Annotated in this window: 16 protein-coding genes; 10 read left to right on the forward strand and 6 right to left on the reverse strand. The window is 73.8% G+C overall.

The genetic code is table 11. The features are described 5' to 3' along the window. Positions 1-76: 76 nt before the first annotated feature. From ACGF12_RS02815 to ACGF12_RS02845, 7 genes are all read left to right on the forward strand, one after another. On the forward strand, positions 77-1,096 hold the full coding sequence (locus ACGF12_RS02815; RefSeq protein ID WP_393024495.1) for a sugar ABC transporter substrate-binding protein: 1,020 nt from the start codon (positions 77-79) through the stop codon (positions 1,094-1,096). Further along, positions 1,093-2,139 (forward strand): ABC transporter permease, encoded by a 1,047-nt coding sequence (locus ACGF12_RS02820; RefSeq protein ID WP_393024498.1) that lies wholly within the window; start codon positions 1,093-1,095, stop codon positions 2,137-2,139. Before ACGF12_RS02815 ends, ACGF12_RS02820 begins: the two co-directional genes overlap by 4 nt. After that, entirely contained in the window at positions 2,136-3,002 is an 867-nt protein-coding gene (locus ACGF12_RS02825) for an ATP-binding cassette domain-containing protein (protein WP_393024501.1), read from the forward strand. Before ACGF12_RS02820 ends, ACGF12_RS02825 begins: the two co-directional genes overlap by 4 nt. Continuing rightward, positions 2,999-4,105, forward strand: coding sequence for an ROK family glucokinase (locus ACGF12_RS02830; RefSeq protein WP_393024504.1), 1,107 nt, complete (start codon positions 2,999-3,001; stop codon positions 4,103-4,105). Before ACGF12_RS02825 ends, ACGF12_RS02830 begins: the two co-directional genes overlap by 4 nt. Before the next feature lie 260 nt (positions 4,106-4,365). After that, positions 4,366-6,153, forward strand: a complete 1,788-nt coding sequence (gene ggt / locus ACGF12_RS02835; RefSeq protein WP_393024507.1) for a gamma-glutamyltransferase — start codon at positions 4,366-4,368, stop codon at positions 6,151-6,153. A gap of 101 nt (positions 6,154-6,254) precedes the next feature. After that, a complete protein-coding gene (locus ACGF12_RS02840) occupies positions 6,255-7,058 on the forward strand; it encodes an exodeoxyribonuclease III (protein ID WP_393024510.1) in 804 nt (267 codons plus the stop codon). 163 nt (positions 7,059-7,221) lie between these two features. After that, positions 7,222-7,809, forward strand: a complete 588-nt coding sequence (locus ACGF12_RS02845; RefSeq protein WP_393024513.1) for a hypothetical protein — start codon at positions 7,222-7,224, stop codon at positions 7,807-7,809. 71 nt (positions 7,810-7,880) lie between these two features. On the opposite strand, the gene ACGF12_RS02850 is transcribed toward ACGF12_RS02845, so the two are convergent. Next, positions 7,881-8,588: a lysoplasmalogenase gene (locus ACGF12_RS02850; RefSeq protein ID WP_393024516.1), complete on the reverse strand. Its 708-nt coding sequence runs from the start codon at positions 8,586-8,588 to the stop codon at positions 7,881-7,883. 232 nt (positions 8,589-8,820) lie between these two features. On the opposite strand from ACGF12_RS02850, the gene ACGF12_RS02855 reads away from it, so the two are divergent. Further along, positions 8,821-10,626, forward strand: a complete 1,806-nt coding sequence (locus ACGF12_RS02855; RefSeq protein WP_393024519.1) for a DUF2398 family protein — start codon at positions 8,821-8,823, stop codon at positions 10,624-10,626. A 388-nt stretch (positions 10,627-11,014) separates the two neighbouring features. On the opposite strand, the gene ACGF12_RS02860 is transcribed toward ACGF12_RS02855, so the two are convergent. Continuing rightward, positions 11,015-11,200, reverse strand: a complete 186-nt coding sequence (locus tag ACGF12_RS02860) for a hypothetical protein (RefSeq protein ID WP_393024522.1) — start codon at positions 11,198-11,200, stop codon at positions 11,015-11,017. Between the two features lie 112 nt (positions 11,201-11,312). Between ACGF12_RS02860 and ACGF12_RS02865 the strand changes: the two genes are divergently transcribed. Next, entirely contained in the window at positions 11,313-11,495 is a 183-nt protein-coding gene (locus ACGF12_RS02865; RefSeq protein ID WP_393024525.1) for a hypothetical protein, read from the forward strand. Between the two features lie 68 nt (positions 11,496-11,563). On the opposite strand, the gene ACGF12_RS02870 is transcribed toward ACGF12_RS02865, so the two are convergent. Both ACGF12_RS02870 and ACGF12_RS02875 read right to left on the reverse strand, forming a co-directional pair. Continuing rightward, the gene (locus tag ACGF12_RS02870; protein ID WP_393024528.1) at positions 11,564-11,935 is read right to left on the reverse strand and encodes a MerR family transcriptional regulator; all 372 of its coding nucleotides are present in this window, start codon (positions 11,933-11,935) and stop codon (positions 11,564-11,566) included. A gap of 42 nt (positions 11,936-11,977) precedes the next feature. Beyond that, a complete protein-coding gene (locus tag ACGF12_RS02875; protein ID WP_393024531.1) occupies positions 11,978-12,757 on the reverse strand; it encodes an alpha/beta fold hydrolase in 780 nt (259 codons plus the stop codon). Between the two features lie 212 nt (positions 12,758-12,969). On the opposite strand from ACGF12_RS02875, the gene ACGF12_RS02880 reads away from it, so the two are divergent. Beyond that, entirely contained in the window at positions 12,970-14,181 is a 1,212-nt protein-coding gene (locus tag ACGF12_RS02880; protein ID WP_393024534.1) for a sulfite oxidase, read from the forward strand. A 65-nt stretch (positions 14,182-14,246) separates the two neighbouring features. On the opposite strand, the gene ACGF12_RS02885 is transcribed toward ACGF12_RS02880, so the two are convergent. Both ACGF12_RS02885 and ACGF12_RS02890 read right to left on the reverse strand, forming a co-directional pair. Further along, complete coding sequence (locus ACGF12_RS02885) at positions 14,247-14,897, reverse strand: TetR/AcrR family transcriptional regulator (RefSeq protein WP_393024537.1); 651 nt, start codon at positions 14,895-14,897, stop codon at positions 14,247-14,249. A 100-nt stretch (positions 14,898-14,997) separates the two neighbouring features. Then, entirely contained in the window at positions 14,998-15,906 is a 909-nt protein-coding gene (locus ACGF12_RS02890) for an acyl-CoA thioesterase (RefSeq protein WP_393024540.1), read from the reverse strand. Positions 15,907-16,033 lie beyond the last annotated feature (127 nt).

Consider the following 16,033-nt stretch of genomic DNA (forward strand, 5'->3'; position numbering starts at 1 on the left):
CCTTACCTCCCGCGCGGTGCGCGCCGCTGGGCGAGGCGGTGCGATCGCCCGCGGCCGGGCCAGAGAGACTATGGGGATGAGCACAACCCGCTTTCGCCCGTCCCGCCGCTTCTGGCCCGTGTGCGCCGTCCTGGCCCTCGCGGTCACCGCGGCCGGTTGCAGCAGTACCGGAGGCAGACGCGCCGAGGAGGCCCGCGCCAAGGCCGCGGCCGCCGGTGGCAGCGCCGTCACCACCCCGCGCTGGAAGGTCGCCATGGTGACCCACGCCGGCGCCGGCGACGCCTTCTGGGACAGCGTGCGCAAGGGCGCCGAGCAGGCCGCCGCCAAGGACAACATCACCTTCCTGTACTCCAACGACGCGCAGACCCAGAACCAGGTCCAGCTCGTCCAGGCCGCCATCGACCAGAAGGTCGACGGCCTGCTGGTCACCCTCGCCAAGGGCGACGCCATGGCCGACGTCCTCGGCAAGGCCAAGGCGGCCGGCATCCCCGTGATCACCATCAACTCCGGCCAGGAGTTCTCCGCCAAGTTCGGCGCGCTCACCCACATCGGGCAGGACGAGACCACGGCCGGCCAGGCGGCCGGCGCGGAGCTGGCCTCCCGCGGCCGCAAGAACGTGCTGTGCGTGATCCACGAGCAGGGCAACGTCGGCCAGGAGCAGCGCTGCTCCGGCGCGCAGTCCAAGGCCGGCGCCGCCTTCCAGGTGCTCTACGTCAACGGCGTCGACATGCCCGACGCCCGCGCCGCGATCTCCGCCAAGCTGCAGTCCGACCCGGACATCGACACCGTGCTCACCCTCTCCGGCCCGATGGCCGCCACCGGGCTGCAGGCCATCCAGGACACCCACCGGAACGTCGAGCTGGACACCTTCGACCTCGGCCAGCAGGTGGTGGCCGGCCTCAAGTCCGGCAGCGTCGGCTTCGCCGTCGACCAGCAGCCCTACCTCCAGGGCTACGAGGGCGTCGACCTGCTCTGGCTGTACAAGTCCAACCTGGACATGCTCGGCGGCGGCAAGCCCGTCGCGACCGGCCCGCAGATCCTGACCAAGGACAACGCCGACGCGCTCGCCGAGTACGTCGCGAGGGGGACCAGGTGAGCACCCCCGACCTCCTCGCCCGGGACGGCCTGCTCCAGGACCGCCCGGCGGCCCTGCGACGGATCCTCGCCCGCCCGGAGCTCGGCTCGCTGATCGCCGCCGTCGCGGTGTTCGCGGTCTTCGCCACCACCGCCGAGCCCTTCCTGCGGGTCTCCTCGCTCGGCACCGTGCTCTACGCGGCGTCCACCATCGGGATCATGGCCGTACCGGTCTCGCTGCTGATGATCGGCGGCGAGTTCGACCTGTCGGCCGGCGTCCTGGTCACCACTGCCGCGCTGACCTCCTCGATGGTCTCGTACCAGTTCACCGCGGTCACCTGGGTCGGCGTCCTGGTCTCGCTGGCGACCACGCTGGCGGTCGGCTGGTTCAACGGCTGGATGCTCGGCCGCACCAAGCTGCCCAGCTTCATCGTCACCCTGGGCACCTTCCTGATGCTGACCGGCGCCAACCTGGGCGTCACCAAGGCGATCTCCGGAACGGTCTCCACCAAGTCGATCGCGGACATGCAGGGCTTCGAGTCCTGCCGCTGGCTGTTCGCCTCCGAGGTCACCGTCGGCGGACTGACCGTCAAGGCCACCGTCTGGTGGTGGCTCGGCCTGCTCGCGGTCGGCAGCTGGGTGCTGCTGCGCACCCGCTTCGGCAACTGGATCTTCGCCGTCGGCGGCGACGCGGCCGCCGCCCGCGCGGTCGGCGTGCCGGTGGCCCGGACCAAGACGGTGCTCTACCTGGGCGTCGGCTTCGGTGCCTGGGTGCTCGGGCAGCACCTGCTGTTCTCCTTCGACACCGTGCAGTCCGGCGAGGGCGTCGGCAACGAGCTGATCTACATCGTCGCGGCGGTCATCGGCGGCTGCCTGATCACCGGCGGCTACGGCTCGGTGGTCGGCTCCGCGCTCGGTGCGCTGATCTTCGGGATGGCCAGCAAGGGGATCATCTACGCCCAGTGGAACCCGGACTGGTTCAAGTTCTTCCTCGGCGCGATGCTGCTGCTGGCCGCGCTGCTCAACGCCTACGTCAAGCGCCGGGCGGAACGGGGGCCGCGATGACTACCGAACTCTCCCTGGGTGGCGAGCTGCTGTCACTGGAAGGCGTCGGCAAGACCTACGGGACGGTCCGGGCGCTGCAGGACGTCTCGCTGACCCTGCGGGCCGGCGAGATCAGCTGCGTGCTGGGCGACAACGGGGCCGGCAAGTCCACCCTGATCAAGATCATCGCGGGGCTGCACCAGCACGACGAGGGCCGCTACACCGTCGGTGGTGAGGAGGTCCGCCTCGACTCCCCGCGCCAGGCCCTGGACCGCGGCATCGCCACCGTCTACCAGGACCTCGCGGTCGTCCCGCTGATGCCGGTCTGGCGCAACTTCTTCCTCGGCTCCGAGCAGGGCATGCGCCGCTGGGGCGGCCTGCGGCTGGACGCCGACGGCATGCGGGCCACCACCCGCGAGGCGCTCGCCAGGATGGGCATCGACCTGCACGACGTCGACCGGCCGATCGGCACCCTCTCCGGGGGCCAGCGCCAGTGCGTGGCGATCGCCCGTGCCGTGCACTTCGGCGCCAAGGTGCTCATCCTGGACGAGCCGACCGCGGCGCTCGGCGTCAAGCAGTCCGGGGTGGTGCTCAAGTACGTCACGGCGGCCCGCGACGCCGGGCTCGGGGTCGTCCTGATCACCCACAACCCGCACCACGCCTACCTGGTCGGGGACCACTTCACCCTGCTCAAGCGGGGGCGGATGGCCGGCAGCCACCCGCGTGCCGAGATCGGCCTGGAGCAGCTCACCACCGAGATGGCGGGCGGCTCCGACCTCGCCGAGCTCTCGCACGAGCTGGCCCGGCCGGGTTCCGCCGAGCCCCGCGTCGGCCCCGATTCCAGTGACCCCCGAGATTCCCGTGAGGAGCGTCCGAAGCCGTGACCAGCCCCCAAGGCAGCACCCGGCCGGCCGTCCTGCCCACCCTGCTCGGCCTCGGCCCGCGTGCCGAGCGCCGGCGCCGCGCCCTGCCCGCGGGGATACTGCGGCTGCCGACCATCGGCGTCGACATCGGCGGCACCAAGGTCGTCGCGGGAGTCGTCGACGGTGAGGGCAAGGTGCTGGAGAAGCTGCGCACCGACACCCCCCACAAGAGCAAGAGCCCCAAGGTCGTCGAGGACGTCATCGTCGAGCTGGTGCTGCAGCTCGCCGACCGGCACGACGTCCACGCGGTCGGCGTCGGCGCGGCCGGCTGGGTCGACGCCGACCGCTCCCGGGTGCTCTTCGCCCCGCACCTCAACTGGCGCAACGAGCCGCTCCAGCAGGTGCTCAGCGAGCGGCTGCGCTTCCCGGTGATCGTGGAGAACGACGCCAACGCGGCCGCCTGGGCCGAGTGGCGCTTCGGCGCGGGGCGCGGCGAGGACCACATGGTGATGCTCACCCTGGGCACCGGCATCGGCGGCGCGGTCGTCCGGGACGGCTACGTCGACCGGGGCAAGTTCGGCCTGGCGGGCGAGTTCGGGCACATGCAGGTGGTGCCCGGCGGCCACCGCTGCCCGTGCGGCAACCGGGGCTGCTGGGAGCAGTACTCCTCCGGCAACGCGCTGGTACGGGACGCCCGTGAGCTGGTCGCCGAGGAGTCCCCGGTGGTGCAGCCGCTGCTCGCCCGGGCGGGCGGCACGGTCGAGGGCATCACCGGGCCGTTGGTCACGGAGGCCGCCCAGGACGGCGACCCGACCGCGACCGAGCTGCTCTACGAGGTCGGCACCTGGCTGGGCGTGGGCATCGCCAACCTGGCCGCCGCCCTGGACCCGGGCCGCTTCGTCATCGGCGGAGGCGTCTCCGAGGCCGGCGACCTCCTCATCGGGCCGGCCCGCGACACCTTCCGCCGCACCCTCACCGGCCGCGGCTTCCGCCCCGAGGCCACCATCGTCCACGCCGCGCTCGGCAACGAGGCCGGGCTCGTCGGCGCCGCCGACCTGGCCCGTCAGGTCGCCCGCCGCTTCCGCACCATCAAGCGGCGGCGGGTGGAGCGCAGCACGCTGTAGCTGCGGAGGCGGGGCGCCTCGGGGTGGGGCCCTGGTGGGGGACAACTTTCAGCTGACAGATTTCAGCGAACAGATTTCGTTTTCTGTTCGCTGAAATCTGTCAGCTCTTCGCTGTTCCCCGGCGTTCCGCCGGCCGCGGCGCCCGCCGTCCCGCCGTCCACCGCCGCGTCAACTACCCGTTGGTAGTGGCACGGTGCGGTTGTCGGATCACTCCTCCTGTGGAACAACTGATGAGTTGACGTCGACCCAGGAGGACTCGGATGAGGGCTCTGACCCGTCTCGCGCCACAACTGCTGCTCGCCACCGCCCTGGTGTGGGCCACCACCGGGCCGGCCGGGGCCGCGGCGCCACCGACGAAGGCGCCCGAGGCGGTGGGGTGGGGCGGAGCGGTGGCCAGTGTGGACGCCGACGCCACCGCGGCCGGGATCGAGGTGCTGCGCAAGGGCGGGAACGCGGTGGACGCGGCGGTCGCGGCCGCGGCGGCGCTCGGGGTGACCGAGCCGTACTCGTCCGGGGTCGGCGGTGGCGGGTACTTCGTCTACTATGACCACGCCACCGGCCGGGTGCACACCATCGACGGCCGCGAGGTGGCCGGCCGCACCGCCGACAGCGGGCTGTTCCTGGAGGACGGCAAGCCGCTCGCCTTCGCCGACGCCGTCACCAGCGGCCTGTCCGTCGGCGTCCCCGGCACCCCCGCCACCTGGGATTCCGCCCTGCGCCAGTGGGGCACCCGCTCGCTCGCCCAGAACCTCGAACCCGCCGAGCGGATCGCCGAGAACGGCTTCGTCGTCGACGACACCTTCCGTGGCCAGACGGCCGACAACTACGACCGGTTCAAGGACTTCCCGGCCACCGCCAAGCTCTACCTGCCCGGCGGAAAGCCCCCCGAGGTCGGCACCGTCCTGCGCAACCCCGACCTCGCCGCCACCTACCGGCTGCTCGCCAAGGACGGCGTGAAGGCCTTCTACCAGGGCGAGTTGGCCAAGGACATCGTCAACACCGTGCAACACCCGCCGGTCGACCCGGCCTCGGGCCGCAACGCCCGTCCCGGGAAGGTCGACACCGCCGACCTGTCCGCCTACCAGGTCCGCCGCCAGGAGCCCACCCACGTCGCGTACCGCGACTACGACGTCTACTCGATGGCCCCCTCCAGCTCCGGCGGCACCACCGTCGGCGAGGCGCTCCACATCCTGGAGGACGGCGACCTCTCGACCTACAGCAGCACGCAGTACTACCACCACTTCCTGGACGCCTCCCGGATCGCCTTCGCCGACCGCAACCGCTGGGTCGGCGACCCGGCCTTCAGCGACGTCCCGACCAGGCAACTGCTCTCCGAGCGCTACGCCGCCTCCCGGGCCTGCCTGATCAGCCCCGACCGCGCCCTCACCAGCCCGCTCGCCCCCGGCGACCCGCGCCACCCGGCCGACTGCGCCGACACCGGCCAGGCCGTCGCCGAGCCGTACGAGGGCCCCAACACCACCCACCTGACGGTCGCCGACCGCTGGGGCGACATCGTCTCGTACACCCTCACCATCGAGCAGACCGGCGGCAGCGGCATGACCGTCCCCGGCCGGGGCTTCCTGCTGAACAACGAGCTGACCGACTTCGACTTCGCCCCGCTCACCGCAGGCGTCCCCGACCCCAACCTGCCCGGCCCGGGCAAGCGGCCGCGCTCCTCGATGTCCCCGACCATCGTGCTGCGCGACGGCGAGCCGCTGCTGGCCACCGGCAGCCCGGGCGGCGCGACCATCATCACCACCACCCTGCAGGTGCTGCTCGGGCGCCTCGACCGCGGCCTGAGCCTGGAGCAGGCCATCGCCGCACCGCGCGCCAGCCAGCGCAACACCGTCGCCACCCAGGCCGAGCCCGGCTTCCTGGCACTGCCCGAGCGGTCCGAGCTGGAGGGCCTCGGGCACCAGTTCACGTCCGTGGCCGAGATAGGCGCAGCCACGGGCGTGGAGCGGCTGCCGGACGGCCGCTGGGTGGCCGCCGCCGAACCGGTGCGGCGCGGCGGCGGCTCGGCCGCGGTGGTCCGACCCGCGGGCTGATCGGATCGGCCTGTCGGAGGCGGGCGGTATGTTCGGGGTGGGCCTCTCTCGGGGGCCCACCCCCGTCCGTACCGACCGAACCACCGGGAAGGCCGCCCGCCGTGACCGTCCGCATCGCCACCTGGAACATCAACTCCGTCACCGCGCGGCTGCCCAAGCTCCTGGAATGGCTGGAGAGCGCCAAGCCCGACGTGCTCTGCCTCCAGGAGCTCAAGTGCGCGGCCGACGTCTTCCCGTACGACGAGGTCCGTGAGCTCGGCTACGAGACGGCCGCGCACGGCACCGGCCGGTGGAACGGCGTCGCCATCGTCTCCCGGCTCGGCCTGGAGGACGTCGTGCGCGGCCTGCCCGACCAGCCCGGCTTCCTCGCCGACGGCGCACTGCTGCCCGACGTCGAGCCGCGCGCCATCGCGGCCACCTGCGGCCCGGTCCGGGTCTGGTCGGTCTACGTGCCCAACGGCCGGGAGGTCGGCCACGCGCACTACCACTACAAGCTGGAGTGGCTGGAGGCGCTGCGCAAGGCCGCCGTCGAGGACGCGGCCGGCCCGCGCCCCTTCGCCGTCCTCGGGGACTTCAACATCGCCCCCGCCGACGAGGACGTCTACGACGTCGCCGCCTTCGAGGGCCTCACCCACGTCACCCCCACCGAGCGCGCCGCGCTGGAGGCGCTCGACGGGATCGGCCTGCACGACGTGCTGCCGCGCCCGCTCAAGTACGACCGCCCCTACACCTACTGGGACTACCGCCAGCTGGCCTTCCCGAAGAACCGGGGCATGCGGATCGACCTCACCTACGCCAACAAGCCCTTCGTCGACGCTGTCACCGACAGCTACGTGGACCGCGAGGCCCGTAAGGGCAAGGGCACCTCGGACCACGCCCCGGTCGTGGTGGACCTCGACCTCTGAGTCACGAGAATCACACTGGGTGACGGGCTGTCGCTCGAACGGTCCTGAGCGGTGGCCGAGCGTGGAGTGCCTTCCTACCGTCGGTGAATGACCGGGTGCAGTTGAAACACCACGTGGACATGGGAGTCCCCCGGCTGCGCCCGAGAATCCCGGAGGTTCCGGCATGCGCCCCATGCGTACGGCCGCCGCCGCCCTGATCGGTGCGACGGTACTGACCGGTCTGACGGCCCCCCTCGCCTCAGCCAGGGACGGCGCGGCCTCAGTCAGCCCGTCCCGGGCCGCACCGGGCCAGACCGTGACGGTCACGGTCTCCTGCGAGAAGTCGGACAAGCCCGACGCCAAGACCGTCACCGCGCACTCCGCCGCCTTCGAGGGCGGCCCCGCGACGCTCACCCTGGGCGCGGACGGCAAGCACACCGGTTCCGCCCGGCTGGCCTCCCAGCACCGGGGGGACAGCAAGGTCGACGGCACCTGTCCGAACGGCAGCGCCTTCTCGACCGGCGTCACGGTCACCACCGTGGCAGACACCAGCCCCGACAAGGGGCTCGGCGAGTGGGGCAAGGCCGCGGGGGAGTGGGCCGGCTCGCTCGGCCAGTCCGGCGTCGGCAGCCAGCAGATCGCCCCGAACGGCGCGGTGAATTCCGGCCTCGGCGGTTCGGTCGCGGGCAACCCGGGGGAGCTGGCCGGCGGTCTGGCGCTGGTCGTGGGCGGTGTCGGCGGCTTCTGGCTGCTCCGGAGGCGTGGTGCCTGACGGCCCTCGCCTCCTTCGCGTTGCCGCGTCGCACCGCCGGCCCCTGACGGGACCGGCGGTGCGGTGCTGCGTCAGACGGCCGCCCGCTCCTGCCGCTCCTCGTGCTGGAGGATGCCGCTGGCCAGCAGGTACTGGGCCAGGACGTACGTTGCCATGATCCAGAACTGATGCCCCGGCAGCTCACGCCACTTCGCCAGCTGGGTGGCGATCAGCGTGTCGGACAACAGGAACAGCGCCCCGCCCAACCCGGTCCGCCAGCCCAGCCCGGCCGAGGTGACGGCCGTCGAGGTGAGCAGCAGGCTGTAGCCGGCCACCGGGACCTTCAGCTCCCCGAGGTCCGGCCAGAGCTGACTGACCAGGCCCACCCAGGCCGTCGCGTACGCGGCCGCGACCACCAGCGTGCGACGGCGGTCGGTGAGCGCCCCGCGCTGGACGAACATCGTCACGTAACAGACGTGTGCGGCGGCGAAGGAGCCCATGCCGGCCAGGAACGCGGGGTCGTTCTTCAGCTGCAGCAGCACGTCCCCGCCCGCGCTCGCCAGCAGCGCCGGCGCCAGCAGCTTCGGTGCCTGCCGCCCGGCCGTCGTGGCCGCCGTCACGCTGTGCGCGGCCAGCAATGGCATCAGGGCGGGCTTGGTGGCGTTCTGCACCACCGAGGCCCCGGACAGGATCGAGCCCAGGTGTGTCGCCGAGGCGGCCGCGAAGCCGCCGAGCAGGCCGGTGGCCGAGCGCAGGCGCTCGCCGAGGCCGGTGGCACGGGTGGTCGTACGGATACTCATGCGGCTGCTGCCTCCGGAGTCACTCGGGTGGGGGATCCACCGGCCCTAAGGGAGCCGACCGGGCCGGGGAACAGCAGGTTACCGGTGCGTAACCCGGGCCGGGTGCGGCGGATGACGGGACGCCCGGGTAGCGGAGGGCGCGCGGCCGCTTCGAGGGCTCTTGCGGAGAGTTGTTCAGGAGGGCAGTTGGTGCCACCGGGTGACCCGGTCACCGACTAGTCTGGATCCCGACATGGAGCAGCAGGAGTACGCGGTCGGCGCCACCCGGGTGGCCGTCGGAAGGCCGGACGGACGCACGGGCGGGGCAGGACGGGGAACCGCCGACGCCGTCCTCGCCGTACGCGAAGCCGGCTCCCCGCGGGGCTCCTCACCGGGCTCTTCGACGGACCTCTCGTCGGGCGCTTCGCCGGACGCCTTGCCGGCCTCCGGGCCGGACTCCGATCCCGCCGATCCCGCCGATGCTGACGCGCTACCTGAGCCCGCCCCCGAGGGCGGTGCTGACGGCCCGCAGGCGGTCGGCGAGGTCCTCTCGCCCGACCCGGGACTGCTGCGGCTCGCCCACTGGTTCGCCGCCGCCACCCCCGGCACCGCGGACGACCTGTGCACCGCCTCCTTCGGCCTCTACCCCGCCCGCCACCTCGGCGCCCCCGCCGAGCCCGCCGACCCCGGCATCAGCTGGTGGCACGGCCCGACCGCCCACGGCGCCACCGTCCCGCGCGCCCGTGAGGCCCGGACCGACGGCGGCCTGCGCCGCGCCCGGCGCGACGAGGCCGCACTGCCCGTCGTCCGGTCAGGCGCCAAGCCGGGCAGGCCCGGCAGGCACCGCAAGCCGGAGCGGCTCCGGGCGCCCGCGGGCGCGACCGCCGGCTCGCAGGATCGTTCCGGCGCGGAGCTCCCGGACGCCGAACGCCGTATCGCCGCCCGGCTGCTGCTCGCCCACCCGCTGGTCACCGCCTCCGGCCCGCACGCCGACGGCTTCCCGCTGATCCGTCGTCACCGCGACTGGCTCACCGAACGCTTCGACACCCTGCTCGGCTACCGCCTGGTCGTCGGCCCCTGGCACGCCCGGCTCTGCAAGGCAGGCCTCGGCCCCGGCGCCGCCCGCCGCCTCGAACACCCCGCCACCGGCGCCCCGTTCACCCCGGTCGGCTACGCCCAACTCGCGCTCGCCCTCGCGCTGTTGGTCGACGCCCCCCGGCAACTCCGGTACGGGCGGCTGCTCGACGCGATGCGCGCCGCCGCGCCCGAACTCGCCGCCGCGCCCGCCGACCTCGCGATGGCGCTCGCCGCGCTCGCCAGCTGGCAGGTGCTCGGCGAACTGCCGTCCGACCCGGCCGGCTCCGCCTTCGTGCTGACCGTCGACCGCGAACTCGCCCGCGCCGTCCCGGCCGGTCCGCCCGCCCTCGCCGACGACGCCGCCGACCTCATCCGCCGCGCCGCCGAGGCCGAGCCCGCCACCGCCGTCCGCCGCCTCCTCGCCGAGACGCCCGCCGTCCTCGCCGCCGACCTCCCCGAGGACCGGCGCAGCTGGCTGCAGGAGCACCGGCTCAGCGGCCCGGCCGCGCTCGCCGAATTCCTCGGCCTGGAGACCGAACTGCGGGCCGAGGGCGTCGCCCTGCTGGACCCGGCCGCCGAACTCACCGACCTCGCCCTCCCCGGTACCGGCACCCTCGCCCAGGCCGCCCTGCTACTGGTCGAGCGCCTGGTCGAGGAGGTCCGCCCGCTGCCCGGCGAGACCACCGCGGGCGACGTCCCGATCGCGGACGCCCTGATAGACGGCGTCCTCGGCGACATCACCGATGAGTACGGCCTCCCCACCCACTACCTCGCCGACCGCACCGCCCTCCGCCGCGACGCCCTCGACCTCCTCCACCGCCTCGGCCTCATCACTCCCACCCCCCGCACCACCTGGCTCCTCCGCCCCCCGGCCGCCCGCTACGCCCCGGCGCCCGACCTCCACCCCACCCCCGGCACCGGCCGCCACTCCCGCCCGGCCACCCCACCCCCGGCGGTGGCACGCGCGGAGCAGCGGGCGTAGCAGAAGCCGGCACCGCCCGCCCGCCCGCCCGTGCGGGCAGGAGCGGGGCGCAGGGCAGCGTGAGGCGGCCGCAGTCGGTGCTCCTCCCGCGTGCGGCACGTGTCCCCGGCGAGGACGGCGGCGCTCGCACGGAAAGTCGACCGGGCCGACTTCTCGCGCTACTCGCGCTTCGCGCTCGCCGCCCCGGCCAAGGTGAACCGTAGGAAGTCGACCGGGCCGCCCCGAGTCGGTGGCCCGGGAAGCAGCGGGCCGAGAAGAGTCCGCCGTCGACCACCGGTTCGGTGCCCCGGCGGTCGGTGGCGACCGCCGGTAGGGCCGTCGAGCCTGCCGGGGGCGGGAACGCGAAAGCACCGCGTCCGGGGTGGACGGCGGTGCTGGGTGGGGCCGGCTACTTGCTGGCGGTGGTGGTGGCGGCGGCGAGGGGGCCGTGTTGGAGGGTCTCGACCGTGGCGCCGACACCGAGGGTGCCGAGGGCGATGGAGGCGAGGACGGCGGTGCAGGCGAGGAGGCGGCGGTGGCGCTGGGGGAGGGGGAAGCGCGGTTCCTGGTAGGGCGCCTGAGGGCTGGCGTTCATGACAGGAAGGCTCTCAGGGCGGTGTGAACGGTCGGTACGCGCGGGTGAAGTCCGGACGGGGGTTGGGCGTCGGTTGGCCGCATACGCCCCACCCGGCCGGCGGATGGGGCGTATGCGCTGGTCAGCGGGGTCGTCCGAGTTCGGTGAGGGCCTCGCCGACGGCGACCTGTACGGCGACCTGTACGGCGATCCGTACGGCGTCGCGGAGGTCGTGGGCGCGGTGGAGGCGCGAAGGGCCGGCGGCCGGGTCCTCGCGGAGTCGGTCAGCGGGGTGGCAACCGCCGTCGCGTGGTAGCGGCCACCTTCACGCCGTGGTGAATCCCGGTGGGGGCCCACGTCCCGTCAGGTCGCCGAAAGGGGGCGTCAGGCCGCCTGATGCTCGCTCGGCTGGTGCGTGGCGGCGAGGTAGCGGGAGAGGGCGTGGCGGCTGCGGGTGAGGTCGTCGATCCGGGCGTCCAGGTCGGCGAGTTCGCCGCGCAGGGTGGCGACCAGGTTCGGGCAGGCCTCCAGCACAGGTATCGGGCCGGTGGCGCAGGGCAGCAGTTCGGCGATGACCCGGGTGGACAGTCCGGCCGCGAGCAGGCTGCGGATCTGCCACACCCGTACGGTGTCCTCCTCGCCGTACTCCCGGTAGCCGGCCGTGGTGCGGGCGGGCCGGAGCAGGCCCTGCTCCTCGTAGTAGCGGAGCAGGCGGGTGGACACCCCGGTCAGGCGGGCGAGTTCTCCGATGCGCATGATCGGGCAACGCGGCCGGTGGCAGGGGTGTTCCCACCTGTCTCAGGCCTTCACGAACTCCAGCATCACGTCGCGCAGTTGGGGCAGCGCGTCGATCGTCGGCAGGTGCCCGCCAGGGAGTTCGACGAAGCGGGCGCCGGGGATGCCCGAGGCCAGCAGGCGGTGCTGGGAGGGCTGGACGAGCATGTCCTCGGCGGTGCCGACGACGGTCGTCGGGACGGCGATCGCGGCCAGCTCCTCGCGCACGTCGACCCGGGCGGCGAGCCGGAACTGCTGCCGGAAGCCCGCGGGCAGCGGGGACTTGAGCGCCTCCTCCAGCTCCGCGCGCTGCTCGGCGGGCAGCGCGTCCACCCAGCTGTGGCCCAAGACGACGGTGAGCATCAGCCGGGCGAGGTCGGCCGGCCGGTCCTCAAGCGCGACCATCAGCTCCGAGAGCATGCTCAGCCGCGCCGAGCCGCCGGCCACGCCCGCGAGCAGCAGCAGCGAGCGGACCCGCTCGGGGTGGCGGGTGGCGATCCGGACCGCGACGGCCGCGCCCAGCGAGAAGCCGGCCAGGTCGAAGGTGGACAGGCCCTCCTCGTCGGCGGCGGCGACCAGCCGCTCGGCGAGTTCGTCGAGGGTGGGCTCGCCGGGCTCGTACGGGCTGTCGCCGGAGCCGGGGTAGTCGGGGGCGACGACGGTGCGGTGCGCGGCGAGGTCGGGCAGCAGCGGGCCCCAGTTGTCCCGGGCGCTGCCCGCGGCGCCGTGGGCGAGCAGCAGACCGGGGCCGGAGCCCTGGACGATCCGGGCGAGCGGGCCGAACGGCGTGCTGGTGGACGGCATGAGGGCCTCCTCGGTGGGGCGGACGGGATCGCGTGGGATTGCTCCGACAACGGGAACGCTAGGAGTTCACACCGGTGAGAAGGTCAAGTGGAGGATCACGGCGGCCGCTCGGGCGGAGACCGGGCGGGAAGTCCGGTCGGCGTTCGTGGTTACGTGACGCGCCGGAGCGCCTACGCTGAGGGAAGGAGCGCCATCCGGACAGTGCCGTCCGGATGCCGCCGCGCTCCGCCGCCGGGGCGCTCACCGTGCCCGCGTCGGCCGCGCCGGTGTTCGCCCCGGGCCGCGCGGCTGCCGAGGAGGTGCCCAGGCCCGTGCCCGGAATCGTCAAACCGCTTCCTGCCGAGTGGTTCGTCCCGCACGACACCAACGCCGAGATGCGCTGGGACGCGCTGCGCGACGCCGACGGCAAGGCCGTGATCGGCCGCCATGTGCCGACGGAACGGTTCTTCGTCCGCAACCACACCGGTACCCCGCTGATCGACCCGGACCGCTGGCGGCTGAGGCTGTTCGGCAGCGGCCTGCGCGGCGCCCCGACGGCCGGTCGGGCGGTCGAGTTCGGCCTGGAGGACCTGCGGGCGCTGCCGTCAACCAGGATCGACGCGCTGATCGAGTGCGCCGGCAACGGGCGCAGCTACTACCGCAGCCAGCAGCACCAGAGCGTGCCCGGCACGCCGTGGAGGCTCGGCGGCATCGGCTCGGCGAGCTGGCGCGGGGTCCGGCTGGCCGAGCTGCTGCGGGCGGCCGGGCTGACCGACGACGCGGTGGACCTGCTGCCGGTCGGCCTGGACCCGGACTACGTGGTCGGCGGCGAGAACTACGGCCCGGTGCGCCGCCCGCTGCCGGTCGCCAAGGCGCTGGACGACGTACTGCTCGCCTACGAGATGAACGACGAGCCGCTCACCCCCGACCACGGCGCGCCGGCCCGGCTGGTGGTGCCCGGCTGGGTGGGCATCGCCTCGATCAAGTGGGTCGGCAGCATCGAGGTGGCCGACCATCCGCTCCAGTCGCCGTGGAACACCGACTTCTACCGGATGTTCGGCCCGGACTACCCGCCCGGCGGCGGTGCCCCGCTCAGCACCCAGCTGGTCAAGTCGGCCTTCGAGCTGGCCGTCGGCGCGGTGCTGGCGGCCGGGCGCGAGCACCGGCTGCACGGGCGGTCCTGGTCCGGCGCCGCCCCGGTGGACCGGGTCGAGGTCAGCACCGACGGCGGCCGGACCTGGCGGCCCGCCGAGCTGTGCGAGGAGCCGCGCGCCGACAACTGGACGCGCTGGAGCGTCGACTGGCGCCCCGAGCGGCCCGGCCCGTACGAGCTGCGCGCCCGCGCGACGGACCGCCTCGGCGGCGGCCAGCCGGAGCGGGCGCCGTTCAACCGGGAGGGCTACCTGTTCGGCGCGGTGGTGGCGCACCCGGTGACGGTGGTCTGAGCCCACGGTGCTCTGGGCCCACGGTGCTCTGGGTCCACGGTGCTCTGAGCCCGCGTGCCCGGGGCTCAGCCGGTGGACTGGACCTCGTACGGGGCCGGGTAGTGGGTCTCGTACGGGTTCAGCACCAGCCGCACCACGTCCTCCAGTCGCCGTCGGGCGTCCCCGAGAGTGGTGCGGCCGGTCACCCAGGCGGTCAGCTCCCCCTGCCAGGCGTGCGCGACGATGTGCCGCACCAGGTCGCTGGCCGCCGCCGGCACCTCGGCCGTCACCGCCTGCAGGGCCGCGCTGTCGGCCCGGGCCATCCCCTGCAGGGCCTCGCTGGCGAACGGGTCGGTGGAGGCGGCGACGGCCACCCGCAGGCGGGCCAGCTCGGGTTGCCGCTGGTAGGCCCGCATCCCGCCCCGGACGAACCGGACCGCCCGGTCGGTGGCCCCCAGCCCGGCGCGGGGTCCGCGCAGCTCGGCCACCAGGTCGGCCAGCAGCAGGCGGTGCCACTCGGCGATCGCCGCCGCCAGGAGGTGGTCCTTCGAGGAGAAGTAGCGGTACGCCGTCCCCAGGGCGACTCCGGACCGCTCGCAGACCTGCTTCATCTGCAGCCGCTCGACGCCGATCTCGTTCACCAGGGCGAGCGCGGCCGCGATCAGGCTTTCGCGGCGTTGGAGCTGACGCGGAGACATCGCCTCCACCGGCCGTGGTGACAGGTCAACCTTGGTCACCCGCACCATGATACGGGCCGGGGCCGCTCAGGAGTATGACGCCGACCGGCCCCCTTCCGTTCGCCCGGTGGCCACCGCGGTGTCCGGGGGCCCGCGCCGGCTAGGGCAGCCTGCGGATCAGCGCTTCCTGGACGGCCGAGGCGACCAGTCGGCCGTCCAGGTCGTAGAACTCGCCGAGCGACAGGCCCCGGCCGTCCGAGGCGGACGGGCTGCGCTGGGCGAACAGCAGCCATTCGTCGGCCCGGAACGGGCGGTGGAACCACATCGCGTGGTCCAGCGAGGCCATCAGCAGCTGGGGCGGCTCGGTGCGCTGGAAGAAGTTGGGCTGCTCGTGCAGCCCGGCGGTGGAGGCCAGGGTGAGGTCCGACAGGTAGGTGAGCGCGCAGGTGTGCAGCAGCGGGTCGTCGACCGGGAAGGGGGTGGCGATGCGTACCCAGACGAACTGCTGCGGCATTCCCGGGACGGCCGGCGGCACGCCCGGGGCGTCCGCCGGGACGAAGCGCAGTTCGAGGTCGCGGAAGCCGTCGGAGGCTTTGATCGCGGCGCGCAGCTCCTCGTCCCATTGTGAGAAGGCGTCGGGCAGGGTCTCCGGGGCGGGCACCGGCGGCATCTCGCGGTGGCGCTCGCCGGTCGGCTCGGGGCGCTTGAAGGAGGCGGTGAGGCTGAAGATCTCGTTCCGGTCCTGCACCGCGCGGACCCGGCGGGTGGCGTAGGTGAGGCCCTCGCGCAGCCGCTCGACCTCGTAGTCGATCGGCCGGGTCGGGTTGCCGGGCAGCAGGAAGTAGCTGTGCAGCGAGTGCACCGCGCGCTGTCCGTCGCAGGTGCGTCCGGCGGCGGCCAGGGCCTGGGCGGCGACGTGGCCGCCGAAGGCGCGCATCGGGGCCCCGGCGTGGCAGTGCCCCCGGAACGTGTTCTCATCCAGCTGCTCGATCTCCAGCAGCTCGGCGAACTGGGCGGCCGGGCGGGGCGCCTGCTCGGTCGGGATCTGCTGTTCGGTCAGGTCGGTCACCGGGCCATAGTGGCAGAAGCCAACCGTGTGGCGGTGTGACCTGGGTAACGCTTTCGATGGATAGAACGTGTTTCATTCCACGGTGGCCCCGGCGGGCTGTCGGGCCCGTCACCCAGCGTGCTCCGCA

Origin of the sequence: Kitasatospora sp. NPDC048296 (genome assembly GCF_043201815.1) — a bacterium.
GTDB lineage: Bacteria > Actinomycetota > Actinomycetes > Streptomycetales > Streptomycetaceae > Kitasatospora.

Coding starts and splice junctions, on each gene's coding strand:
- ACGF12_RS02815 (WP_393024495.1), top strand. CDS start 77: ATGAGCACAACCCGCTTTCGCCCGTCCCGCCGCTTCTGGCCCGTGTGC.
- ACGF12_RS02825 (WP_393024501.1), top strand. CDS start 2,136: ATGACTACCGAACTCTCCCTGGGTGGCGAGCTGCTGTCACTGGAAGGC.
- ggt (WP_393024507.1), top strand. CDS start 4,366: ATGAGGGCTCTGACCCGTCTCGCGCCACAACTGCTGCTCGCCACCGCC.
- ACGF12_RS02845 (WP_393024513.1), top strand. CDS start 7,222: ATGCGCCCCATGCGTACGGCCGCCGCCGCCCTGATCGGTGCGACGGTA.
- ACGF12_RS02850 (WP_393024516.1), bottom strand. CDS start 8,588: ATGAGTATCCGTACGACCACCCGTGCCACCGGCCTCGGCGAGCGCCTG.
- ACGF12_RS02855 (WP_393024519.1), top strand. CDS start 8,821: ATGGAGCAGCAGGAGTACGCGGTCGGCGCCACCCGGGTGGCCGTCGGA.
- ACGF12_RS02860 (WP_393024522.1), bottom strand. CDS start 11,200: ATGAACGCCAGCCCTCAGGCGCCCTACCAGGAACCGCGCTTCCCCCTC.
- ACGF12_RS02865 (WP_393024525.1), top strand. CDS start 11,313: ATGCGCTGGTCAGCGGGGTCGTCCGAGTTCGGTGAGGGCCTCGCCGAC.
- ACGF12_RS02870 (WP_393024528.1), bottom strand. CDS start 11,935: ATGCGCATCGGAGAACTCGCCCGCCTGACCGGGGTGTCCACCCGCCTG.
- ACGF12_RS02875 (WP_393024531.1), bottom strand. CDS start 12,757: ATGCCGTCCACCAGCACGCCGTTCGGCCCGCTCGCCCGGATCGTCCAG.
- ACGF12_RS02880 (WP_393024534.1), top strand. CDS start 12,970: ATGCCGCCGCGCTCCGCCGCCGGGGCGCTCACCGTGCCCGCGTCGGCC.